Source organism: Actinosynnema sp. NPDC050436 (assembly GCF_040655415.1).
Lineage (GTDB): Bacteria > Actinomycetota > Actinomycetes > Mycobacteriales > Pseudonocardiaceae > Actinosynnema.
The window spans coordinates 627,544-650,532 of record NZ_JBFAJV010000003.1 but is presented as its reverse complement, the minus strand read 5'-3'; the positions used below and the strand labels follow the sequence as shown (position 1 = coordinate 650,532).

At 72.3% G+C, this 22,989-nt stretch carries 23 protein-coding genes; 7 read left to right on the top strand and 16 right to left on the bottom strand.

The window, feature by feature from the left end; translation table 11 throughout:
• Positions 1–45: 45 nt before the first annotated feature.
• Together AB0I60_RS11560 and AB0I60_RS11555 are read right to left on the bottom strand one after the other, a co-directional pair.
• On the bottom strand, positions 46–1,572 hold the full coding sequence (locus AB0I60_RS11560) for a M28 family metallopeptidase (protein WP_360728010.1): 1,527 nt from the start codon (positions 1,570–1,572) through the stop codon (positions 46–48).
• A gap of 63 nt (positions 1,573–1,635) precedes the next feature.
• A complete protein-coding gene (locus tag AB0I60_RS11555) occupies positions 1,636–2,283 on the bottom strand; it encodes a GNAT family protein (protein WP_360728007.1) in 648 nt (215 codons plus the stop codon).
• 57 nt (positions 2,284–2,340) lie between these two features.
• Between AB0I60_RS11555 and AB0I60_RS11550 the strand changes: the two genes are divergently transcribed.
• The gene (locus tag AB0I60_RS11550; protein WP_360728005.1) at positions 2,341–3,312 is read left to right on the top strand and encodes an NAD(P)H-quinone oxidoreductase; all 972 of its coding nucleotides are present in this window, start codon (positions 2,341–2,343) and stop codon (positions 3,310–3,312) included.
• A gap of 25 nt (positions 3,313–3,337) precedes the next feature.
• Here the strand turns inward: AB0I60_RS11550 and AB0I60_RS11545 are convergent, their stop codons facing one another.
• On the bottom strand, positions 3,338–3,979 hold the full coding sequence (locus AB0I60_RS11545) for a class I SAM-dependent methyltransferase (RefSeq protein ID WP_360728003.1): 642 nt from the start codon (positions 3,977–3,979) through the stop codon (positions 3,338–3,340).
• 11 nt (positions 3,980–3,990) lie between these two features.
• Complete coding sequence (locus tag AB0I60_RS11540; protein WP_360728001.1) at positions 3,991–5,190, bottom strand: cysteine desulfurase-like protein; 1,200 nt, start codon at positions 5,188–5,190, stop codon at positions 3,991–3,993.
• Positions 5,191–5,403: 213 nt separating this feature from the next.
• Between AB0I60_RS11540 and AB0I60_RS11535 the strand changes: the two genes are divergently transcribed.
• The 6 genes from AB0I60_RS11535 to AB0I60_RS11510 all read left to right on the top strand — a co-directional run bounded on the left by AB0I60_RS11535 (position 5,404) and on the right by AB0I60_RS11510 (position 9,892).
• Positions 5,404–5,934 carry a bacterial proteasome activator family protein gene (locus AB0I60_RS11535; RefSeq protein ID WP_360727998.1) on the top strand — a complete coding sequence of 177 codons (531 nt, stop codon included), beginning with the start codon at positions 5,404–5,406 and terminating at the stop codon, positions 5,932–5,934.
• Between the two features lie 97 nt (positions 5,935–6,031).
• On the top strand, positions 6,032–6,895 hold the full coding sequence (locus AB0I60_RS11530; protein ID WP_360727995.1) for a class I SAM-dependent methyltransferase: 864 nt from the start codon (positions 6,032–6,034) through the stop codon (positions 6,893–6,895).
• 48 nt (positions 6,896–6,943) lie between these two features.
• Positions 6,944–7,858, top strand: a complete 915-nt coding sequence (locus AB0I60_RS11525) for an ABC transporter permease (protein ID WP_360727994.1) — start codon at positions 6,944–6,946, stop codon at positions 7,856–7,858.
• 16 nt (positions 7,859–7,874) lie between these two features.
• Positions 7,875–8,690, top strand: coding sequence for an ABC transporter ATP-binding protein (locus AB0I60_RS11520; protein ID WP_360727992.1), 816 nt, complete (start codon positions 7,875–7,877; stop codon positions 8,688–8,690).
• A 3-nt stretch (positions 8,691–8,693) separates the two neighbouring features.
• Positions 8,694–9,590, top strand: coding sequence for a glycosyltransferase family 2 protein (locus tag AB0I60_RS11515; RefSeq protein ID WP_360727989.1), 897 nt, complete (start codon positions 8,694–8,696; stop codon positions 9,588–9,590).
• A gap of 29 nt (positions 9,591–9,619) precedes the next feature.
• Complete coding sequence (locus tag AB0I60_RS11510) at positions 9,620–9,892, top strand: hypothetical protein (RefSeq protein ID WP_360727986.1); 273 nt, start codon at positions 9,620–9,622, stop codon at positions 9,890–9,892.
• A gap of 21 nt (positions 9,893–9,913) precedes the next feature.
• Here AB0I60_RS11510 and AB0I60_RS11505 read toward each other — a convergent pair whose 3' ends face one another.
• From AB0I60_RS11505 to AB0I60_RS11450, 12 genes are all read right to left on the bottom strand, one after another.
• Positions 9,914–10,531 (bottom strand): hypothetical protein, encoded by a 618-nt coding sequence (locus AB0I60_RS11505; RefSeq protein ID WP_360727983.1) that lies wholly within the window; start codon positions 10,529–10,531, stop codon positions 9,914–9,916.
• Positions 10,528–10,875: a PadR family transcriptional regulator gene (locus AB0I60_RS11500; RefSeq protein ID WP_360727980.1), complete on the bottom strand. Its 348-nt coding sequence runs from the start codon at positions 10,873–10,875 to the stop codon at positions 10,528–10,530. Before AB0I60_RS11500 ends, AB0I60_RS11505 begins: the two co-directional genes overlap by 4 nt.
• A gap of 152 nt (positions 10,876–11,027) precedes the next feature.
• A complete protein-coding gene (locus AB0I60_RS11495) occupies positions 11,028–12,917 on the bottom strand; it encodes a glycosyltransferase (protein WP_360727978.1) in 1,890 nt (629 codons plus the stop codon).
• 157 nt (positions 12,918–13,074) lie between these two features.
• The gene (gene glf, locus AB0I60_RS11490) at positions 13,075–14,259 is read right to left on the bottom strand and encodes a UDP-galactopyranose mutase (RefSeq protein WP_360727975.1); all 1,185 of its coding nucleotides are present in this window, start codon (positions 14,257–14,259) and stop codon (positions 13,075–13,077) included.
• A gap of 62 nt (positions 14,260–14,321) precedes the next feature.
• Entirely contained in the window at positions 14,322–14,750 is a 429-nt protein-coding gene (locus AB0I60_RS11485; protein ID WP_360727972.1) for a DUF2304 domain-containing protein, read from the bottom strand.
• A 9-nt stretch (positions 14,751–14,759) separates the two neighbouring features.
• Positions 14,760–15,461: a glycosyltransferase family 2 protein gene (locus AB0I60_RS11480; RefSeq protein WP_360728552.1), complete on the bottom strand. Its 702-nt coding sequence runs from the start codon at positions 15,459–15,461 to the stop codon at positions 14,760–14,762.
• Between the two features lie 74 nt (positions 15,462–15,535).
• Positions 15,536–17,476 carry a DUF6541 family protein gene (locus tag AB0I60_RS11475; protein WP_360727969.1) on the bottom strand — a complete coding sequence of 647 codons (1,941 nt, stop codon included), beginning with the start codon at positions 17,474–17,476 and terminating at the stop codon, positions 15,536–15,538.
• A 73-nt stretch (positions 17,477–17,549) separates the two neighbouring features.
• On the bottom strand, positions 17,550–18,818 hold the full coding sequence (locus AB0I60_RS11470) for a hypothetical protein (RefSeq protein ID WP_360727966.1): 1,269 nt from the start codon (positions 18,816–18,818) through the stop codon (positions 17,550–17,552).
• The gene (locus AB0I60_RS11465) at positions 18,818–19,846 is read right to left on the bottom strand and encodes a glycosyltransferase family A protein (protein WP_360727963.1); all 1,029 of its coding nucleotides are present in this window, start codon (positions 19,844–19,846) and stop codon (positions 18,818–18,820) included. Before AB0I60_RS11465 ends, AB0I60_RS11470 begins: the two co-directional genes overlap by 1 nt.
• 80 nt (positions 19,847–19,926) lie before the next feature.
• Positions 19,927–20,886, bottom strand: coding sequence for a Gfo/Idh/MocA family oxidoreductase (locus AB0I60_RS11460; protein ID WP_360727961.1), 960 nt, complete (start codon positions 20,884–20,886; stop codon positions 19,927–19,929).
• Positions 20,883–21,980 (bottom strand): DegT/DnrJ/EryC1/StrS family aminotransferase, encoded by a 1,098-nt coding sequence (locus AB0I60_RS11455; RefSeq protein WP_360727958.1) that lies wholly within the window; start codon positions 21,978–21,980, stop codon positions 20,883–20,885. Before AB0I60_RS11455 ends, AB0I60_RS11460 begins: the two co-directional genes overlap by 4 nt.
• 150 nt (positions 21,981–22,130) lie before the next feature.
• Positions 22,131–22,943, bottom strand: coding sequence for an HAD family hydrolase (locus AB0I60_RS11450; protein WP_360727955.1), 813 nt, complete (start codon positions 22,941–22,943; stop codon positions 22,131–22,133).
• Positions 22,944–22,989: the final 46 nt, after the last annotated feature.

Genomic DNA, 22,989 nt, shown 5'->3' with positions numbered 1-22,989 from the left:
GACCGTGGCACCGGCCGGCGACACCGCTCGGCTACCGGCCGGTGACTACGCCACGACGTCGTGCGCGTGGTCGTGGGTCTCGACGTGGAGGGTCTTGGCCGCCGCCGCGCGCGTCGCCGCGCGGGACTTGCGGGCCGGGACGCCGTTCACGTCCTCCGTGCTGATCGCGTAGGACGCGGTGACCCAGGCGAGGGCGTCGGAGTTGCGGTCCAGCGCCTTGCGGTCGACGTTGCCCAGGTTGTCGCCCGCCAGGTGGTAGTTCGGGTCGTACGGCAGGCCCGCCGTGCCGCCCCACTTCGCCGCCTGCGCCTCGGTCTTGAGCACCTCGGCCCCGGTGAACAGGCCGCCCGCCGGGATGCCCTGCTCGATGAACTCGCCGTAGTCCGAGCGCCCGGTGAAGTCCGTGCCCTCGACCTGGATCTTCTTCTCCGCGGTCAGGTAGTCCACGAAGGACTTCTCGATCTGCGCGGAGCCGTACGGGCCCGCGCCCGCGCCGACGCCGTCGGAGTTGTCGCCGTCGTAGACGAAGTAGCCCGCGTTCGGCGAGCCGATCATGTCGAAGTTCAGGTACAGCGCGATGTCGAGCTGCTGCTCGAACGTCAGGCCCTTCACGTAGGCGGTGGACCCGAGCAGGCCCAGCTCCTCGGCGCCCCACCAGCCGAACCGGACCGCGTTGTTGACCTTCGGCGAGCCGCCGAGTTGCAGCGCGGTCTCCAGCAGGCCGGCGGAACCGGTGCCGTTGTCGTTGATGCCCGGCCCGACCGCGACGCTGTCGAGGTGCGCGCCGGCGAACACGACGTTGTCCTTGCGGCCGGTCCGCGTCTGCGCGATGACGTTGCGCGAGACCCGGTCCTCGGTGTGGAAGCGCAGGTCGACGGTCACCGCCTGGCCCGCCTTGGCGAACAGCGCGGTGCCGTCGGCCTGGGAGGTGCCGCCGGTCGGGATCACGCCGGGTGCGCCGAGCGTGAAGCCGGCCAGGCTGCCCGCCACGTTGTTGGCCACGATGACCGCGACCGCGCCGGCCGCCGCCGCGTTGCGGTGCTTGATGTCGAACGTGCACGCGCCGCGCCGGATCAGCGCGACCGAGCCGGTGAAGTCCTGGCCGGCGAAGTCGCTCGCCTCGCAGCCGGGCGTCGCGTCCTCCGGCACAGCCCGCAGCGGGCCGGTCACGCCGCCCACCGGGGTCTGCGGCGAGAACGTCAGCGGCAGGTTCTCGTAGGTCGTGCCGCCGACCTTGGCCGTGGCCGCGTCGGTGACCTGCACCGGGTAGGTGAACTCCGGGGTGCTGACGTCGAAGCCCGCGCCGCGCAGCTTGCCGGCCACGTAGTCGACGCTGGCGTCGTAGCCCGTGGTGCCGGCGGCGCGGTTGCCGCCGTTGCGGTCCGCGATCCGCTGGAAGGCGATCAGGTGGCGGTTGACGCCGTCCACGGACACGTTCTGGGTGAGCTTCTTGGCCAGCGCCGGACCTCTCAGGCCGGCGGGTGCCGCGTCCGCGACCGGCGCGGCGGCGAGGGCGAGGGACGCGGACGCGGCGACGACGAGCGCGCGTCGGATCCCGGTTCTACCTGACATGTGCGAGTTCCCCTTCACTCGGATGCCGAACCCTCACCTCCGGCCCGCGCGGAACGCAATCCGTCACTCGGCGGGTTCTCGCCCAGTGAGCAGGGGCAGACAGGACGTGACACCCGTCACGGCGAGCTGCCACCCCGGTCGGGCGAAGTCCGCGCGGGCCAGCACCAGCCGGGTCTGCGTCGCCGGCACACCACGCCGGACCTGCGTGAACGTGCCGTCGGGCCGGTAGCCCAGCCGGCGGCTGACGCCGTGCGACGCCCGGTTGTCGTCGAACGCGCTGGACCGGGCGGCGCGCGCGCCCAGGTGGTCGAAGGCGAACGCCAGCACGGCCGCGCGCATCTCGGTCCCGATGCCGCGCCCCTGGTGCCGCAGCCCGATCCACGACCCGGTGCCGACCTCGCCGAGCACCCCGAACGACTCGGCGGACAGGCTCTGCACGCCGATCACCCGGCCGTCCAGCCGCACCAGGAAGTGGACCGACCACCGCTGCGCCGTCACGGCCGCCCGCTCGGACCAGTAGTGCCGCAGCGTGGTGGGGCCCAGGGATTCCCGGGGCGCGTCCGTCCACTCGACACCGAACGGCATCCGGTCCGGCGGGTGGATGCCGAGCAGCGTCTCCTCGACGAGTTCGAGCAGGCCGGCGTCGTCGTCCGGGCGCAGTTCGAGCCGGGGCGTGCGGAGGGCGAGCTGCCAGAGGGGCCACGGGTCCATGCGCGTCGATGGTGCCGAGAACGCGCCGGAGGGGCGACCGGATTACCGTGGGGGCCCATGCACGCGATCACGATTCGTGAACCAGGCGGCCCGGACGTCCTCGGGTGGAACGAGGTTCGGGACCCCGAACCCGGCCCCGGCGAGGTGCTCCTCACCGTCGCGGCGACCGCCGTCAACCGGGCGGACCTCCTCCAGCGCCAGGGCCACTACCCGCCGCCGCCCGGCGCGTCCGAGGTGCTGGGCCTGGAGTGCTCCGGCACGGTCGCCGCGCTGGGCGAGGGCGTGACCGGGTGGCAGGTCGGCGACGAGGTGTGCGCCCTGCTCGCGGGCGGCGGCTACGGCGAGCGGGTCGTCGTGCCCGCCGCCCAGCTCCTGCCGGTGCCGGAGGGCGTCGACCTGGTGACGGCCGCGTCGCTGCCCGAGGTGGCCTGCACGGTCTGGTCGAACGTCGTGGTGCTCGCGCGCCTGGCGGCCGGCGAGACGCTGCTCGTGCACGGCGGGGCGGGCGGCATCGGCACGCACGCCATCCAGGTCGGCAAGGCGCTGGGCGCGCGGGTGGCCGTGACGGCGGGGTCGGAAGAGCGCCTGGAGCGCTGCCGCGCGCTCGGCGCGGACCTCGCGGTGAACTACCGGACGCAGGACTTCGTGGCCGAGGTCGGTGCGGCCGACGTCGTGCTGGACAACATGGGCGCGTCCTACCTGGACCGCAACGTCGACGTGCTGGCGCAGGACGGGCGGCTGGCGATCATCGGGATGCAGGGCGGGGCGAAGGGCGAGCTGAACATCGGCAAGCTGATGTCCAAGCGCGGCACGATCACCGGCACCGGCCTGCGCTTCCGCCCGGTGGACGGCCCCCACGGCAAGGGCGCGGTCGTGGCCGAGGTGCGCGCCCGGCTGTGGCCGCTGGTGGCGTCGGGCCGGGTCAAGCCGGTCGTGCACGAGGTGCTGCCGATCCGGCGCGCCGCCGACGCGCACCGCGCGCTGGAGGACGGCCGGGACGTTTTCGGCAAGCTGGTGCTCGCCTTCTGAGCCGCCCCGGCGCGACCGGGCCGGGTCAGTCCAGGGCGGTTCCGGTGGCCAGGGAGGTGCGGGGCGCGGTGCGGAAGCGCAGGGCGAACTCCGCCGACCAGCGGGACAGCACGCCCTGCTCCTCCGGGTGCTCCGCGTCGTCCACCAGGACCGCCGCGCCGGGCGCCAGCACGCCCCGGAAGACCGGCACCGCCGGGTAGCGGGCGTCGGCCGGGTGGGGACCGTCGATGAGCAGGAGGTCCACCAGGCCGTAGCGCTCCACGTACGCCGTCACCTCGTCGTGCACGAGCTGCGGGTGGTACCACTGGCCGCCGCCCAGTGCGGCCGGGTGCGGGGCCAGCGGGGCGTGCACGACCCGGGCGACGTGGCCCAGGCCCTCGCGGCGGAGCTGGCTGGCCACGAACGCCGCCGTGCGCTCGTCGTGCTCGACCGACAGCACGTGGCCGAAGCCGCGCCTGGCCAGCAGCCGGGCCAGCAGCACCGACGACGAGCCGCACCCGCACTCCACGATGACCGTGCGCGACCCCAGCAGCACCTCGTCCACCACGGCCGCGAGCGCCGCCGGCCGCAGCTCGCGCGCCGTCGTGGGCAGGTACTCCGACATCAGCGGGGTCAGGCGGTGCAGTGCGGCGAGGTCGGCCAGTTCCCGGGACAGAGCGTCGTCCACCACACCTCCGGCTACCCCAACTCGGCGACCGCCCGCACGAGTTCGTCGACTTCGACCGCGTTCGTGTAGTGCGCCAGGCCGACCCGGATCGCTCCGCCGACCTCGCCCACCCCCAGGACCGAGAAGACGCCGTGCTGGCCCGAGTCGGCGAACGCGCAGACGCCGCGCTCGGACAGGTGCTCGACACCGTCGGTCGACTTCACGCCGGCCACCGTGAACGCCAGCGCCGGGACCCGCCGCATGGCGTCGCCGATCACCATGACGTGACGGAGCGATCGCAGTTCGTTGATGAGGTTAGCCAGCAAACCCGCCTGGTACGCCTTCACCGACCCCAGCGACGTGAGCAGCCGCTCCCGCCTCGGGCCGACGGCGGCGTCGTCCAGGCCCGCCAGGTACTCGACGGAGGCGACCAGGCCGGCCAGCAGCGGGTAGGCGTGCGGGCCCAGTTCGAGGCGCTCCGGGCCGCGCGCGCCGGGCTCGACGGCGACCGACGGCAGCAGGTCCAGGCGCGACGGGTCGCGGAACACCAGCGCGCCGACCGGCGGGCCGCCCCAGGCGTTCGCCGACACGGCGACCACGTCGGCGTCCATCGACGTGATGTCCAGCGGCACGAACGGGGCGGCCGACGAGGCGTCCACGACGACCAGCGCCTCGGTCCGGCGGGCGGACTGGGCGATCTTGGCCAGGTCGGGGCGCGAGCCGACCGAGCCGGACGCGGCGGTCACCGCGACCAGCTTGCACTTGTCGGTGATCAGCTCGTCGTACTGCCAGGCGGGCAGCTCGCAGGTCTCGATGTCGACCTCGGCCCAGCGGACCACGCTGCCGGTGCGCTGGGCGGCCCGCTGCCACGGCGCGATGTTCGACGAGTGGTCCAGCCGGGACACCACGACCTCGTCGCCGAGGAACCAGCTGTCCGACACGGCGTCGGACAGCCGCTGCAGCAGGACGGCGCTGCTCGGCCCGAGCACGACCCCGGCCGGGTCGGCGCCCACCAGGTCGGCGACCGCCCGGCGGGCCGCGTCCACGATGGCCTCGGCGCGTTGCGAGGCGGGGAAGATGCCGCCCGGTCCGGAGACCGGTGCGCGCAGCGCGGTGGAGACGGCCGTGGCCACCTGTTCGGGCACCTGCATCCCCGCCGGCGCGTCCAGGTGTACCCAGCCGTCGCCGAGCGCGGGGAACAGCCCACGGACCCGTGCGACGTCGAACGCCATGCCGCACACCGTACGGAGGACACCGGGGCGGGCGACAGCAGGGGCGGCCGGTCGGCTGCGGGCGTGACCCGGCGCACGGCCGCTTTGAGCCGCCTTGATCGGTTTGCCGGGGTTCGCCGGGCGGTCCGGGCGGCTTCGGGGTCGCGCCCGCCCGTCCGGGCCGCGCGGGCACCCGGTTCGCACCCCGGTGCCCCGCCGCGCCAGGATGGGCGCATGAGCGAGGCAGCGGAGAACGAACGGCAGGTCGTGGTGGTCGGACCGGACGGCACGCCGGTCGGTGCCGCGCGGGTGCCGGTGGGCGACGACGGCAACGGCCCGGACGTGACGGACCTGGTCGAGCAGCCGGCCAAGGTGATGCGGATCGGCACGATGATCAAGCAGCTCCTGGAGGAGGTGCGGGCCGCGCCGCTGGACGAGGCGTCCCGCAACCGGCTCAAGGAGATCCACAAGCGGTCCATCGACGAGCTGGAGGACGGGCTCGCACCGGAGCTGCGCGACGAGCTGGAGCGGCTGTCGCTGCCCTTCACCGAGGAGGGCACGCCGTCCGACGCCGAGCTGCGGATCGCGCAGGCCCAGCTCGTGGGCTGGTTGGAGGGCCTGTTCCACGGCATCCAGACGGCCCTGTTCGCCCAGCAGATGGCAGCGCGCGTCCAGTTGGAGCAGATGCGGGGCCGCGCCCTGCCCGCCGGCCCCTCCGGCGACGCCCCCGACCACCCCCCGCTGCGCGGCGGCCAGTACCTGTAGAACGCGGCGATCGGGTAACAGCCACTGGACAGCGGTCCGGCCGTTGCCCGAACGTGTGTCGCGTCTCAGCGGTGAAGGTGGGAGAGGAGACCTCAACGTGCTCGACCGGGTGCGACACAACCGTCTGGTGGAGGAGCTGCGCGGCCGGCTGCGCGGCAAGCTGATGAGGGCGATAGACGACGTCGTCGGCCCCTACCACCGGGCCACCACCGAGCGCCTCGACCGGATCCAAGGCGACCTGGACGACCTCCGCGAGGAGCTGCGCCACCGCGCCGAGGACATCCGCCAGTTCGAGATCAGGGCCCGCCGCGACATCGTGTTCGCCGGCGAGCGGGAGGCGGCGACCGACTCCGCGCGGTTCGTCCGGGACGAGATGACCGCCGCCCCGCACTTCGACCACCCGCACGCGACCCTGGAACACGCCCTGACGCTGGTCGAGCACGACGGCCTGGCGCTGGAGTTCGGGGTCTACGCGGGCAGCACGCTCAAGATCATCGCGGCGGCCCGGGAGGGCTCCGGCGTCTACGGCTTCGACTCCTTCGAGGGCCTGCCGGAGAACTGGCGCAGCGGGTTCCCGGCGGGGATGTTCACCGTCGACGACCTGCCGGACGTGCCGGGGGCGGAGCTGGTGGTCGGCTGGTTCGACGAGACCCTGCCCGGGTTCCTCGCCGAGCACCCCGGCCCGGTGACGTTCCTGCACGTCGACTGCGACCTGTACTCGTCCACGAAGACCGTGCTCGACCACGTCGGGCCGAGGCTCGTGCCGGGCAGCGTCGTGGTGTTCGACGAGTACTTCAACTTCCCCGGCTGGCGCGAGCACGAGCACAAGGCGTGGACGGAGTACGTGGAGCGCACGGGCACCGCGTTCAGCTACGAGGGATACACCTACGACCACGAACAGGTGATCGTCAAGATCACCGGCGTGCCTGACGCCGGGTCCGCCGAGGTAATCGCACCGTGACAGCCCGGCGGCAGGCGGACCTACCTGCCGCCGGTAGTCTCAACACTCGTGCAACACACGAGTACCGTCGACCCCCCTGCGGCTCCCCCGGCACCCGACTCGCGCACGTTCGCGCGCGCCTTCGGCGACATCCGCGACGCGTGGCGGCAACGCGAGCTGTGGGGCCACCTCGGCTGGCAGGACATCAAGCAGCGCTACCGCCGCTCGGTCATCGGCCCGCTGTGGATCACCATCTCGATGGGCACCACGGCGCTGGCGCTGGGCCTGCTGTACTCGCAGCTGCTGGGCCAGGACCTGAGCACGTTCCTGCCGTACGTGACCGTCGGCTTCATCATCTGGAACTTCGTCCTCGGCGTGGTCACCGAGGGCACCGAGGTCTTCATCGCCAACGAGGGCCTGATCAAGCACCTGCCCGCGCCGGTCACCGTGCACGTGCTGCGGATGGTGTGGCGCCAGGTGCTGTTCTTCCTGCACAACCTGGTCGTCTACGCGGTGGTGCTCGCGGTCTTCTTCCCGGCGCTCACCCAGGAGTACGTCATGGAGGGCGACAAGGTCGTCCAGCCGGGCATCTCCTGGGCGATCCTGCTGGCCATCCCGGCGTTCGCCCTGCTGGTCGTGAACGCGGTGTGGGTCGCGGTGCTGTTCGGCATCATCAGCACCCGCTTCCGGGACATCCCGCCGGTCATCCACAGCTTCATCCAGCTCGTCTTCTTCATGACGCCGATCGTGTGGCACGTCGGTGTGCTCAACAAGGTCACCGGCGAGGGCGAGGGCGACTGGAAGCTCCTCATCGCCGAGTTCAACCCGATCTTCCACTTCCTGGAGATCGTGCGCGCACCGCTGCTCGGGCAGCAGCAGGACTGGCACCACTGGGTGGTCGTCGGCGGGTTCACCGTCGTCGGCTGGGCGGTGGCGGTCGTGGCGCTGCGCAACTACCGTGCCCGAGTCTCCTACTGGGTCTGAGTGAGGCCGCGAACCCATGGTCAGCATCGACGTCTGGAACGCCTCGGTCGACTTCCCGATCTTCGACGCCAAGTCGAGGTCGCTGAAGAAGCTCGCCCTGGGCAAGGTCGGCGGCAAGATCGGCGCGGAGGGTCGCGTCCCGATCATCGAGGCGCTGCACGACATCACCATCTCCCTGCGGCACGGTGACCGCGTGGGCCTGGTCGGCCACAACGGCGCGGGCAAGTCCACGCTGCTGCGGCTGCTCTCGGGCATCTACGAGCCCACCAGGGGCAGCTCCCGGATCCAGGGCAAGGTGGCACCGGTCTTCGACCTCGGCGTCGGCATGGACCCGGAGCTCTCCGGCTACGAGAACATCATGGTCCGGGGCCTGTTCCTGGGCATGGGCCGCAAGGAGATGGAGAAGCGGGTCGACGACATCACCGAGTTCACCGAGCTCGGCGACTACCTGTCGATGCCGCTGCGCACCTACTCCACCGGTATGCGGGTGCGGCTCGCGCTGGGCGTGGTGACCTCGATCGACCCGGAGATCCTGCTCCTGGACGAGGGCATCGGCGCGGTCGACGCGGCGTTCCTGGAGAAGGCCCGCGACCGGCTCAACGACCTGGTGGCGCGCTCGGGCATCCTGGTGTTCGCCAGCCACTCCGACGACATGCTGGTCGAGCTGTGCAACACGGCCATCTGGATGGACGAGGGCCGGGTGAAGATGCACGGCTCGCTGCGCGAGGTCGTGAAGGTCTACAAGGGCCGCGACCCGTACGAGCACCTCAACGCGGAGACGCTGGCGCGGATCGGCCAGTCGCCGGTGCTCAGCGGGAACGGTGGCGAGTAGACCGTGGGCGCGCTGCCGAAGGGGTCCGTCGTCGGGGTCGTGGTCACCCGCCACCGCCGTGAGCTGCTGGCCCAGTCGCTGAAGGTGCTGGCGTCGCAGACCAGGCCGCTGGACCACCTGGTGGTCGTGGACAACGGGCCGGACCAGCCCGTGGACGACCTGGTCGACCAGTGCCCGATCCCGACCACCTACCTGGCCTCGCACCGCAACCTCGGCGGCGCGGGCGGGTTCGCGCTGGGGATGCTGCACGCGCTCTCGCTGGGCGCGGACTGGCTGTGGCTGGCCGACGACGACGGCCGCCCCGCCGACGAGACCGTGCTGGAGGTCCTGCTGGCCGAGGCGGACCGGCGGAAGCTGGCCGCGATCTCGCCCGTGGTGTCCAACATCGAGCACCCGGACAAGCTGGCCTTCCCGCTGCGCCGGGGCCTGACCTGGAAGCGGCGCACGTCGGACCTGGGCGCGGACTTCCTGCCCGGCATCGCGTCGCTGTTCAACGGCGCGCTGTTCCGCGCGTCCACGGTCGACGTCATCGGCGTCCCGGACTACCGGCTGTTCTTCCGGGGCGACGAGGTCGAGATCCACCGCCGGCTGGTGCGCACCGGCCTGCCGTTCGGCACGTCGCTGAAGGTGCACTACCTGCATCCGGACGGCTCGGACGAGTTCAAGCCGATGCTCGGCGGCCGGTTCCACGCGCAGGACCCGGAGAACCCGGTCAAGCGGTACTACACCTACCGCAACCGGGGCTACCTGCTGTCCCAGCCGGGGATGCGGAAGCTGGGCCTGCTGGAGGTGTTCCGGTTCGGCCTGTACTTCATCGGCGTCCGGAAAGACCCGAAGGCGTTCGTGGAATGGCTCCGCCTGGTCCGCCAGGGCCAACGCGAGAAGTTCTTCCGCAAGTAGGCCGAGGATTTCGCGGGGCTCGGTCCGCTGTGCGCCGAATCGCTGCGGGCGAACCCGCCTTGCCTGGTCAGGGCGGGTTCGCTTGGCGCAGGACTTCTGAAGCGCGTAAGTCCAGCCTCGTCCTGCACCTCGCCGCCAACTCGAACCCGATCTCGATCCGGGTGTCCCCGGAGGTCGCGGACGACCTCGGCCAACGCCTGGTCCAGGTCGTCCGCAACGGCCACACGCAATCCATCACCACGGCGGACGGCCACGAGTTCGTGGTGAACTTCGCCCACGTCGTGGCCGCGCACTTCGAGTAGTCATGGTGCCGGGTGCTCGCCTCAGCGCCGGGGCAGCGGGAGCTGGTGGGCCACCAGCAGCGCGGCGGCCTGGAGCGCGGTGAAGGGCAGCGCCCACACGCCGATCCCGAGGAAGTCGCGCGCCGCGCCGCGCGGGTCGGTGACCAGGTCGGAGAGCAGGTACCAGTGGCCGTCCCGCACCATCCCGGCCACCACGACCACCGCCGCCACGCACGGCAGGCCCACCAGCAGGACCCGCACGACCACCGGCCACCGGCGGGACGTGCCCACCAGCGCGGCCCCCACCAGGTACCCGACCGGCGGCACGGCGAAGCCGCCGACCAGGACGAGCAGCAGCCCGACGACGTCCCGCCGCCGCAGCGGCTCCCGAACCGGCGGCTCGCGGCGCGGCGGCTCACCGCGCGGCCCGGGCGTCTCCGCGTCGAACTCGGCGTCCACGATCTCCTCCGGCGTGCCCAGGCGGTCCAGGACTTCGCGGACCCGGGCTTCGCCGGCGTCCGGGGGCAGCACCGCGTCGACGTGCGACCGGATCTCGTCCGCCAGCTCCTCGCGGCGCGGCCGGGGCAGCGGCGCGGCGGCGCGGAGCAGGGCGTCCACGTACGCGGTGACCAGCGGGTGACGTGCGGGCGAGCGGTTCACGCGGTGCCGCCTTCCTCGTGGGTGATCTCGTCCACCGACCTGCTCAGCGCGGCCCAGTCCGAGGTGAACCGGGCGAGCGCGTGCGCGCCGTCGCCGCTCAGGCCGTAGTACCGGCGCGGCGGCCCGCTCGGGCTCTCCTGCCACGCCGAGGTCACCAGACCTCGCGCGCGCAGCCGCGACAGCAGCGGGTAGATGGTGCCCTCGCCCGCGATCAGGTCGTGCCGGGACAGCACCTCCACGAGCTCGACGGCGTACCGCTCGCGCTCGCGCAGCAGGGCGAGCACGCAGAACTCGACCAGTCCCCGGCGCAGGTGGACCAGGGAGCTCCGCTCGTCCGGTGCCATGCCCGACACGCTACCTTGTCAGACCAGGTACTGGCGCACGAGTACGCGCGGTTCACCCGCAAGGCCGCAGACCGCCCACGTCCGCAGACCGCCGAAACGAAAGAAGCGGCGGGGTCCGTGGGGACCCTCACCGCTTCTTCCGCCGGCTCAGCCTAGTTCTCGAAGACCTTCCGCCACGCCTCGACCGAGGTCAGCTCGGGCAGCGCGTCGCGGTAGACCCGCTTCAGGCGCGGCCACTCCTGGCCCAGGCGGCGGTAGTTGCGGACCGCGCGGGCCATGAGCTGCTTGAACTCCTTCGGGTCGCGCTTGCGGAACGCCACGCCGGAGCCGTCCGCGTTGGAGACCGTCGCCGAGTCCAGGTTGCCCAGCAGGAACCAGCGGGCGTTGGTGGCCGGGACGTTGATCTGCGGGCGGTGGGTGGTGGACGCTTCCGGGGCGCGCAGGTTGTGCACCAGCGCCTTGGCCGCCTCGGCGGCGATGGTCGCCGGGTTCGTCGGCGGCTTGAGCATCGTCTCCGCGCGCACCATGTCGAACGTGGGCGGCGGGAACTCGCGGGCCGACGGGAGGACCTGGGCGTCCGAGTAGGTCTTGCGCAGGGCCTGGATCTCCGGCAGGGCCGTGCGCAGCGACTCGAACAGCTTCGACGGGCCGGCGAGGAAGTCCTCGATGGCCTTCTGCTGCACGGCGACCGTCGAGTACTCCATCGACAGCAGGTGCCGCAGCGACAGCTTCAACCCCTGCTTGAGCAGCGTCGAGCGGATGTCGTACGGGCTGTGCAGCGCCGCCATCACCAGCCGGTTGCGGGTGTGGAAGTACGCCTGCCAGTCCGTCGCGTCGTTCTTGTCGGTCCACGGCATGTGCCACACCGCCGACCCCGGCAGCGACACCGTCGGGTAGCCGTTCTCCAGGGCGCGCAGCGAGTACTCCGCGTCGTCCCACTTGATGAACAGCGGCAGCGGGTAGCCGGTGCGCTGCACGACCTCGCGCGGGAACAGGCACATCCACCAGCCGTTGTAGGTGGAGTTGATGCGCAGGTGCAGTTCCTCGGTCTCGCGCAGCGACTCCGTGGCGAAGTCGTGGTCGGTGACCGCGCCGGGCGCGGGCCGCCAGAAACCGGAGGCCAGGTCCACGACCTCGCCCATGCTGTGCAGCCGGGCGCGGGCCTGGAGGTTGAGCATGTGGCTGCCGACGATGACCGGCTGCGCCGCCGCGCGGGCGAACGCGTTCGAGCGCAGCACCGCGTCCGGCTCCAGCCGGATGTCGTCGTCCATCAGCATGATCTGGTCGACGTCGGTGTGCTCGATGGCCTCGTACAGGCCGCGGGTGAACCCGCCGGAGCCGCCCAGGTTGTCCTGCTCGATCACTTCGAGCTTGTCACCGAGCAGCCGGACCGCCTCGGCGTAGCCCTCGGTGTCCCGGACCTTCACCGCGCCCTGGTCGGCGACGAACACCTTCTGCACGACGTCGAGCACAGCCGGGTCCTCGCCCAGCGCGCGCAGCGCGATGACCGCGTCGACCGGGCGCATGGTCGTCATGCCGATGGCGACCTGCTGCGGCGGCAGCGCCTGGTCGGCGGTCCACGCGGCCTCGCCGATCTCCAGCGCCGTGTCGTCGGTGAACACGTCGAACCAGATCCAGCCGCCGTCCTCGAACGGCTTGAGGTGCACCCGGAACTCGACGTCCGACCACTCCTGCGGCGAGCGGATCGGCTCGCCGTCGAGGTGGATCGGGTCACCGTTGGGCTTCGAGCGGTACACGTCCAGCCGGCCGGCCCCGCGCACCCGCAGGCGCAGCACGACCTCGTCCACGACCGTCCAGCGCTTCCAGTAGCTGGCCGGGAAGGCGTTGAAGTAGGAGGCGAACGACACCTTGGCCGACGCCGGGACGGTCACCGAACGGCGCGACGAGACGTGCGAGTGCACGTTCTCCGGCTCGTCCAGGTAGAGCGGACGGACGTCCAGAGGGTCCTCGTCGCGGGGCAGGATCACCCGCTGGAGCACCTTGCTCGGGTCGATGCCGCCACTGGCGCTGTGCTCGGTCACGTGCTTTCCTCCGGCGAACCGGCGGAGCGGTTCGAGAATCGGGTGTCGGCGACCACCAGCGTCGAGGTGGCCAGGCGTTTCAGGTGGTACCAGCGACCATACCGCGTCGCCCGAGGGGGGCGACGCGGTGTCGGCCGGGGGTGGTGCCCGGGTGTCCCTAGTCGAGGCTGCCGTCGAGCGGGGTGCCCTCGGTGAGGTGCGGGGCGATCTTGTTGTCGAACGCCGTGAGCGCCGAACCGATGGCCATGTGCATGTCGAGGTACTTGTAGGTACCCAGCCGCCCGCCGAACAACACGTTGCGCTCGGTCGCCTCCCGCTTGGCAAGCTCGCGGTAGCGCTCCAGCTTGGCGCGGTCCTCGGCGGTGTTGATCGGGTAGTACGGCTCGTCGTCCTTCTCCGCCGAGCGGGAGAACTCGCGGACGATGACCGTCTTGTCGGTCGGGTAGTCGCGCTCCGGGTGGAAGTGCCGGAACTCGTGGATGCGGGTGTAGGGCACGTCGGCGTCGTTGTAGTTCATCACCGGGGTGCCCTGGAAGTCGCCGGTCGGCAGGACTTCCTGCTCGAAGTCCAGCGTGCGCCAGCCCAGCCAGCCCTCGGCGTAGTCGAAGTACCGGTCGACCGGGCCGGTGTAGACGGTCGGCGTGCCCGCCGGGATCTCGTCCTTGACGTCGAAGTAGTCGGTGGACAGCCGCACCTCGATGTTCGGGTGGTCCGCCATCTTCTCCAGCCACGCGGTGTAGCCGTCCTTGGGCAGGCCCTCGTAGGTGTCGTTGAAGTAGCGGTTGTCGAACGTGTAGCGGACCGGCAGCCGGCTGATGACCGCGGCCGGCAGCTCCTTCGGGTCGGTCTGCCACTGCTTCGCGGAGTAGTCGCGCACGAACGCCTCGTAGAGGGGGCGCCCGACCAGCGAGATGGCCTTCTCCTCCAGGTTCGTCGCGTCCTTGGAGTCGATCTCCGAGGCGTGCTCGGCGACCCACGCGCGGGCCTCGTCCGGGGTCAGGTAGCGGCCCAGGAACTGGGTGATCAGGCCCAGGCCCATCGGGAACTGGTACGCCGTGCCGTCGTGCATGGCGAACACCCGGTGCTGGTAGCCGGTGAACTCGGTGAACTGGTTGACGTAGTCCCAGACCCTCTTGTTCGAGGTGTGGAACAGGTGCGCGCCGTAGCGGTGCACCTCGATCCCGGTCTCGGGTTCGGCCTCCGAGTAGGCGTTGCCGCCGATGTGGTCACGGCGCTCCAGGACCAGGACGCGCTTGTCCAACTGGCTGGCGGCACGCTCGGCGACGGTCAGGCCGTAGAACCCGGAACCGACCACGATCAGGTCATATCCTGCGAAGCTCACGGCACCTGAGCCTACGGCAGTGACCCGCCGTGACAGCTCCGGCCCCCGGGCCGCCGCGACGGTCAGCCGGCCCGGTTCGGCGACGACTCGCGGTCGACCGGGGACCTCCCGGGGACGCCCCCCAGCTCCCGCACCCGCTCCTCCAGGTCGCGCTGCCGGCGTTCGAGGTCGCTGCGCTGCAACGCGATCTCCTCGACCGCCGTGCGCACCTCCTCCTCCAGCCTGCCGACCTCGGTGCTCAGGTGCAGGGCGACCAGGCCGAGCACGCCGACGGCGAGGAACAGCACGAAGTTGGACGGCGTGATGATGCCGGTGACGTTGGTCAGGAACTCCGGCACGCCGGGCACGGCGGCCAGCACCGTCACCAGCACCGCGAGCAGCAGCCAGATCGCGGCGTACTTCTCGCGCAGCTTGCGCCGGCGCATCATCTCGAACACGAGCAGGAGCACCATCGCCGCGACGATGATGCTCAACAGGCGCCACGAGGCCATCGCAGTCTCCTAGGCGGCGTCGGACCGGTCGGCCGCCGGGGCGCGGCGGACGAGGGCGAGCAAGAGGGCGAGGCCGGCACGGCCGAGGTAGACCGCCGACCGGACGGGCGAGGTGCTGGGGGTGCCGGACTGGCGCTCCAGCATGACGACCGGGATCTCCCGGACGACCAGGCCGCCGCGCAGCGCGAGCACCAGCGACTCGATGGTGTCGCCGAGGTACTCGGCCGGGTAGTTGTCGGCGAACAGCGCCACCGCGCGTGGCCCGGCGGCCTTGAAACCGGAGGTCACGTCGGTCAGCTTGGTCTTGGCGAGCCGGGACATGACCACCGACAGCACGACCATCGCCCACCGGCGCGGTCCGCCCGCCTTGTAGTCGCCCTTGCCCGCGAACCGGGAGCCGATCATGATGTCGGCCTCGTCCAGGCCGCGCAGCAGCGCGGCGAGCTCCTCGGGGTCGTGCTGGCCGTCCGCGTCGACCTGGACGACGACGCCGTAGCCGTTGCGCAGGGCGTACCGGAAGCCGGTGCGCATCGCGCCGCCGACCCCCAGGTTGACCGCCAGCCGCGCCACGTCCGCGCCGGCCTCCCGGGCCCGCTCGGACGTGCCGTCGGTGGACCCGTCGTCCACCACGAGCACGCCCGCCCCGGGCAGGGCGGCCTTGACCTTGGCCACCACCGAGGCCACGGTGCCCGCCTCGTTCAGCGCGGGCATCACGATCAGCACGCGGTCGGTCGGCGTTACCGTTCCCGCCACCTCGACAACCCTTTCCCTTCGGCTCGACAGCCCTAGCGACCGGCCGGGGCCGGGCGGGAGAGCACGTCTTCCTGGCCTTCGATCTCGTAGATGGTCGCGTCGTCGGTCCGGTAGACGGGCTTGAAGCCCTTCACGACCGGGAGGCCGACGAAGCCCACGGCCCGGTGGCCGGTCGGGCGGACGAAGCCCTGGCCGACGATCACGTAGCGGACCTTCAAGCGGTCGAGCCCCTCGCGCACCTTCGGGTCGACGTTGATCCGCCGCAGGTTGTTGGCGAGGAAGGTCTCGGTGGAGCCCGCCTGGGTGCCGTAGAACGTCCACACCACGGGCTGGACCTTGGCGACCGCGTACAGCCACGCGGTGCCGTCGGACACGTCGTTCATCACCCGCTCGCCGGGCTGCACCTTCTGCCCGAGCCAGCGGTACGCCTCCAGCTCGCCGTCGCTGACGGTCGGGCCGTTGCGGTAGTTCTGGGCGAGCCGGTCGGAGTTGCGCTTCACGTACGCGCCGCTGCCGATGGCGAGCAGCACGAACAGGGCGAGGCTGGCGGCGACCGCAACCCGCGCGGCGGGCCACTTGGCGGGCAGCCGGTCGCCCAGCTTGCCGACCAGCCACTGGCCGAAGGCGACGACGAAGACGCCGAACGCGATCGAGCCGAACAGCGGCAGCATGACCGCGAGCCGCCAGTGGTCGTTGTAGAACGGGCCGGTCAGCTTGTGGATGAGCGGCGACTCCAGCGACACCGTCGCCGCGTAGAGCCCGCCGAACACCACGTACGCGGCGACCAGCCACAGCATCAGCCGCTGCCGGACCATGCACAGCACGCCGGCGAACGCGGCGACGCCGATCCACCACTGCGGGTAGATCACCACGCCGGAGAAGGTGATGGTCTGGCCGAGCGCGCCGGCGGGCGTGGCCTCGGAGTCCCAGATCGCGGCGGTGACGCCGGCGGCGGTGCCCAGCGCCGGCAGCACCATCGGCACGGCGGCCAGCGCGCCGAGCACGGCGACGGCGGCCAGGGACGGCCAGGACCGCTTCCAGTCGATCGGCGTCCAGCGGAACGCGCAGCTCACCAGGATGACCAGGTACAGGCCGAAGACGATGACCGCGAGGCTGGTGTGCAGGCCGACCAGCCCGGCGACGACGACGGCGACGGCCACCGGGCCGGTGATGCCGCGCGGCGCGAACAGGTAGCGGGTGAGCGCGAGCAGCGCGGGCAGCAGGGCGATGCCGGCCACGTACGGCCAGAGCGGGCCGCGCCACAGCGAGTCGTAGGGGAACGGTGAGAACCAGGTCGACACGGCCGCCGCGACGGCCACGGTCAGCGGCGACAGCCGCCACGCCAGGCCCATCGCGGCGATCCCGACCGGCCAGGCCACGACCGTGGCGAGGCCGCCGGAGTTGAGCAGCTCGGGCAGCCCGACGCCCGCCTGGTCCAGCAGCAGCGCCAGCAGCTTGTGGTAGGTGCTGGGGTAGAAGTAGTTCGTGCCGTCCGGCAGGTTGCCGATCATGCCCGCGTCGGCGACCACGGACGACTGGTTCTCGGCGATCCACCGGATCAGGTTGCCGTGGTGCGGCGCGTCCCAGTCCTGGTTGAGCCGGGACAGGCTGCCGATGCCGCGCAGGTAGGTGACGACGCCGACGGCGAGGCCGACCGCGAGGCCGCCCGCGACGACCAGGTGGTCGCGCGGCGAGCGCCGGTCCGCCTCGTCCACCGGCGGGAGCGGTCCGCGCAGCCGGCGCCACACCAGGGTCGCGGCGAGGGCGAGGAGCGAGGCGACGAGCGCCCAGGCGCCGAAGGTGAGCAGGGTCCAGGACACGCCGAGCTGCCCGAGCAGCAGCCCGCCGACGGACACCAGGCCGTAGGTGAGGGCCGGTGCGCCCGCCGCCGCCATCCACCCCCGCAGGCCGAGCGCCAACCCGAAGACCAGGCCAGGCAGCCAGCACAGCAGAAGCACCAGTACCGCACTCATCGAAGTCGCAACCTGTCAGCCGGTAGTCGCGGGTGCACTGCCCGCCGCGACCGCACCCTACCCGTACACCGGATCACCGCTCGCGGCCCTGCCGCCAAACCGCCACGAACGCGACACCCGCGCCGATCGCCGATCCGAGCAGCAGCCCGACCACCGCGCGGGTCACCGCGTCGGCCGGCCACCAGGCCAGGACGGCCAGCGTGGACACCGCCGTGCAGGCCCAGACCCGCAGCACGACACCCGGTCGGGCGAACGCGACGAGCACGGCGGCGAGCAGCTGGACCGCCGCGAGCAGCACCGAGGACAGGACCAGGCCGCCGACCGCCCAGCCGGCCACCACGTACGCCGGGCCGAAGACCAGCCGGACCAGCCACGGCCCGAGCAGCGCGCCGAGCACGGTGCCGACCGCGCCGACCACGAGCGCCGCGACCCCGCCCTTGACGAGCCAGCCGGCGAGCCTGCGCCGGCCGTCCTCGGCGGCCACCAACCGCACCACGGCGGGCACCGCCATCGCCTGCACGGGCAGCAGCAGCACCAGCGGGAACCGGGCCAGGGTCAGCGCCGACAGGAAGGAGCCGACCTCGGCGGGGTCGCCGCCGGGGGCGAGCAGGTTCACCATCGCCGGGAAGGCGGTCACCACGGTCGCGGTCAGCGCGGAGCCCGCCATCAGGGCCGAGGTGGTGCGGGCCACCGGGCCCCAGCCCCGGCCGGCGCCCCGCACGTCGACCAGCCGGGCGGCGCGCGGTGCGAACACCAGCCACGCGAACGTGCCGGCGGCGACCGCGACGGCCAGCGGCGTGATGCCGGCCAAACCCGCGACGACCAGCGCGACCGCGACCACCGCGCGGATCGTCGGCTCCACGGCGGTGATGCCCGCGTACGGGGTGATCCGGCCGTGGCCGACGAGCAGGCCGCGCACCGCGTACAGCACCGCGTAGCCCAGGCCCGCGCCCAGCGTGACGGCGGCCAGCTCGCCGTGGTCGGGGAAGAGCTGGCCGTTGACGCCGGGGATGAACAGCAGCGCGCCGAACACGGCGACGATGCCGGCCGCGACCGCGACCACCTTCGGCACGTCGGCGCCGCTGCGGCGGCCCGCCAGCTCCGCCTCGGCGGCCAGCCGGGAGACCTCCTGCTCGATCGGCGAGATGGCGCTGCCGAGTCCGAACGCGACACCCCAGAAGGTGATGAAGACGCGGTAGTCGGCGGGGCCGAGCACCCGGCCGCACAGCACCAGCAGGCCGTAGCCGAGCACGGACGCCACGGCCAGCGCGACGGTCACCTTGCCCAGCGAGCGGGACCCCGGTCGACGGGCGGCCGGCGCGTCGGCCGCGTCGGCGGTCATCAGCGCCGTGCCTTGGCCTTGAGGGCCAGCGCGAGACCGCGCACCGCACCCGCGCCGAAGCTGGCCGCGAAGACCGGCAGCATCCGGGCGACGGCCTTCGCGTCGGCGTTCGAGCCGCCGCACGCCTTGACCAGGCCGCCCGCGCCCACCGCGCCGGCCGCGCCGACGGCCAGGGCCGCCTTGGGCCGGGTGACGAGCAGGGTGACCCCGGCGGCGCCGGCGCCGAGCGCGGCGAGCGCCATCTTGCGGCCGGTGCCCGGGTTGCCCAGGTAGCCGTCGATGAACGTGGTGCCCCGGAAGTAGGCGTGGTTCACGAACTTCGGCAGCGACTCCCGGCCGTGGTAGTAGGAGCCCGCCAGGTCGGGGGTGATGAAGATGGGGGTGCGCTCCGCGATCCACCGGATCAGGCGGGTGTCGTCGCTGGCGAACTTGATGTCGTCGAACATCGAGTCGAACGCCTCGGACGCGGTGACGAGCATGTCCTTGGGGGCGCAGAAGTAGCCGGAGCCCTTGGGGAAGGCGTCGAAGTCCTCGATGCCGAACGACATCAGCTTCGGGTCCTTGAGGTACCGCCGCCACAGCACCTGGAGCAGCCCGTTCCAGAAGCCGGCGTACGGGTTGCCGTCCGACTCGACCCGGACGTGCCCGTTCCACACCAGGCGCTCGGGGTGCTCGACGAGCTGCCGCTTGAGGAAGACCAGCGCGTCGGGGTCGACCACGACCCGGCTGCCGAGGATGAGCACCCGGTCGCCGGTCGCCTTGCGGATGGCGGCGAGCACGGTCTCGAACCGGCCGGCGTTCGGCTGGTGCACGACCACCACGTCGTGCCGCTCCGCGTAGCCGTCCAGCAGGGCGGGCGTGCCGTCGGTGCTGCCGTCGTCGATGACGACGACCTCCACCTTCCAGTCGGCCTTCGCCGCCGCGACGAGGACGGCGTCGAGGGAGGCGCCGATCCACTTCTCCTCGTTGTACGCCGGGAAAACGACGCTGAGCGTGGGTGGTTCCCGCAAGTCGCTGCTCTGGCTCACGTCGCCGGAGATTACACTCACCGCCCGCCGTGACCGCGCACGCGGTCGGGCCGGCGGGGTCGCCGCCGGCCCGACCGGTGTCAGCCCGCCTGGAGCTGGACCGAGGCCACGGCCCGGTGCGACGGCAGGATGCGCCGCCGCTCCTCGTCGGCGTCGTGCTTCCCGGCGACCAGGTCGAGGAAGCGGTCGAGCTGGGTGGCCAGCGGCTCGCGGGCGGAGACCAGCTCGGGGATCTCGATCACCGTCTGCTGGCGGTAGCCCCGGCCGTCCGGGTCGGAGTCGTGCGAGACGTGCCGGTAGATCGTCACGTCCCGGCGCAGCAGGTCCACCTCGATGGTGCGCTCCAGCTCCTGGATGGTCAGCGAGCGGACCTTGCGCTGGCCGAGCCTGCTGGCCGAGATGGCGGCGATGCCGCCGCTGGGGAAGGTCAGCAGCGTGTCGACCACGTCCTCCGCGCCCGGCGCGGAGGAGGGGTGGAACTGGGCGACGCCCGCCGCGACCCGGGTGGGCTCGGTACCGCCGAAGCACTGGATGGCCAGGTCGACGTCGTGCACGAGCAGGTCCCAGGCCACGCCCGTGCGGATGCGCGGCGCGTAGGGCGAGTGCCGGATGGCGGCGACGTACACCGGCTCCTCGGCCAGGCCCAGCGCCGTCATCACGGCCGGGTTGTAGCGCTCCAGCAGGCCGCACATGATCGGCAGGCCGAGCTGCTCGGACCGGCCGAGCACCTCCTCGGTCTGCGCCAGCCCGGCGCACACCGGCTTCTCGACCAGCAGCGGCTTGCGCCGGTCGAGGACCTCCAGCGCCAGGCCGTGGTGGGACTCGGTGCTGGAGGCGAGGATCACCGCGTCGACGCCGTCCAGGTCGCCCATCTCGGGCTGCCAGCGGGTCTCGAACTTGTCGGCCACCTTCCGGCCGATCTCCTCGCGCGGGTCGACCAGCAGCGCGAGCTCGCAGCGCTCGGACTGGGCGACGACGCGGGCGTGCAGCGAGCCCATGTTGCCCGCGCCGATGACCGCGATCCGGGGCAGGGTGCTCATGCGCCCAGCACCTCGCGCACCGCGCCGACGATCTCGTCCAGGTCGGCGTCGGTCAGCTTCGGGTGCACCGGCAGCGACAGCGCCTGGCGGGCGACCCGCTCGGCCACCGGCACGTCGGAGGCGATCACCTTCGGGTTGTCCCGGTAGCAGTCGTAGTCGAACACCGTCTTCGGGTAGTACGTCCCGTTGCCGATGCCCTTCTCGGTCAGCTTCGCGGCCAGCTCGTCGCGGGTGACCGGGGCGTCGTCGGTGACCAGGACGGTGTACTGGTGCCACACGTGGGTGCGGCCGGGCAGCGTCTTGGGGGTGCGCAGGCCGGTGATGTCGGCCAGGCCCTTGTTGAGCGCCTCGGCGTTGCGCTGGCGGGCCTCGGTGATGGTCACCAGCTGCTCCAGCTGCGGGATGCCGATCGCGGCGTGCACGTCGGTCATCCGGTAGTTGTGGCCCGCGACCTCGTACTGGTAGCGCGCCCGCATCCCCTGGTTGCGCAGCACGCGCAGCCGGTCCGCCACGGCGTCGTCGGAGGTGGTGATGACACCGCCCTCGGCGGTGGTGATGTTCTTGGTGGCGTAGAGCGAGAAGCAGCCCAGCCCGAAGCTGCCCGACGGGCGGCCCTCGAAGGTCGCGCCGACGGCCTGCGCCGAGTCCTCGACCACGGCGAGCCCGTGCTCGGCGGCCAGCGACCCGAGCCGGCCCATGTCGGCCATCTGCCCGTAGAGGTGGACGGGCATGAGCACCTTGGTGCGCGGGGTGATCGCGGCGGCCACGGCGTCGGGGTCGAGGTTGAAGTCGTCCTCGCCGATGTCCGCGAAGCGCGCGGTGGCACCGGCCTCCAGGATCGCGTTCAGGGTGGCCACGAAGGTGAACGGCGAGGTCACGACCTCGTCGCCGGGTGCGAGGTCGAGCACTTGCAGCGAGGCGACCAGGGCGGTCGTGCCGTTGTTCACCGCCACCGCGTGCGGCACCCCGGCGACACCGGCGAAGGCGTCCTCGAAGCGCTTCACCATGGGCCCCTGCGCGATGGCGCCGGACCGCAGGACCTGGACCACCAACTGCTCCGCAGCGGCGACGTCAACGACAGTAATGGGGATCATGCAGCAGTCTCTCCACCTTCGAAATGCCCGATACCGTGCTTCTGGCCTGCATCGCGGACCATCACGCTACATCCAGGCACACCCGCCACCCCGCCAGGGTGATTCCGGCCGGGCCGCCCGCCCGGCCGGACCACCGGCCGTCGCCGCCGGTCAGAACCACCGCTCCAGGACCATGGCGACGCCGTCCTCACCGTTGGGACCGGTGACCTCGTCGGCGGCGGCGCGGGCGTCGGGGTGCCCGTTCGCCATGGCCACGCCGTGGCCCGCCCAGCCGAGCATCTCGACGTCGTTGGGCATGTCGCCGAAGGCCACCACGCCGGCCCGGTCCACGCCCAGCCGCTCCGCGACGTCGGCCAGGCCGGTGGCCTTGGTCACGCCCGGCGCGGCCAGCTCGACCAGGCCGAGCGTCGTGGAGTAGGTGGCGTCGACCTGGTCGCCGAGCAGCTCCGCGATCGCCAGCACCATCTCCCCGCTGGTCATCTCCCGGTGCCTGACCAGCAGCTTGACCACCGGGTGGGTGAGCATCCCGGACCGGTCGCCGTTCGGCTCGGGGCCCTCGGGCCACGGGTGCGCGTAGCCGTCCTCGGCGATGAACTGCGGCACGGTCTCGTCGAACGCCGACTCGCCGGTCCGCTCGACCGCGAAGGCCACGCCCGGCATCACCTCGTCCAGCGCGCTCATGATGTCGCGCAGCAGCACCGGGTCCAGGGTGCGCTGCCAGATCACCCGGTCCTGGCCCAGGTGGTAGAGCACCGCGCCGTTCGCGCACACCGCGTAGCCGTCCAGGCCGGCGGCCTCGGCGATGTCGGGCACCCAGCGCGGCGGGCGGCCGGTGGCGAGCACGAACGGCACGCCGGCCGCCACCACCCGGCCCACCGCCGCCGCCGTGCGGTCGGTCACCCGGTGCAGCGGGCTGAGCAGGGTTCCGTCGACGTCGGAGGCCACCAGGGCTGGTCTTTCCACATCACCGATGATGCCTGGTCCGACTTCGACCGGGAACGAACACGTG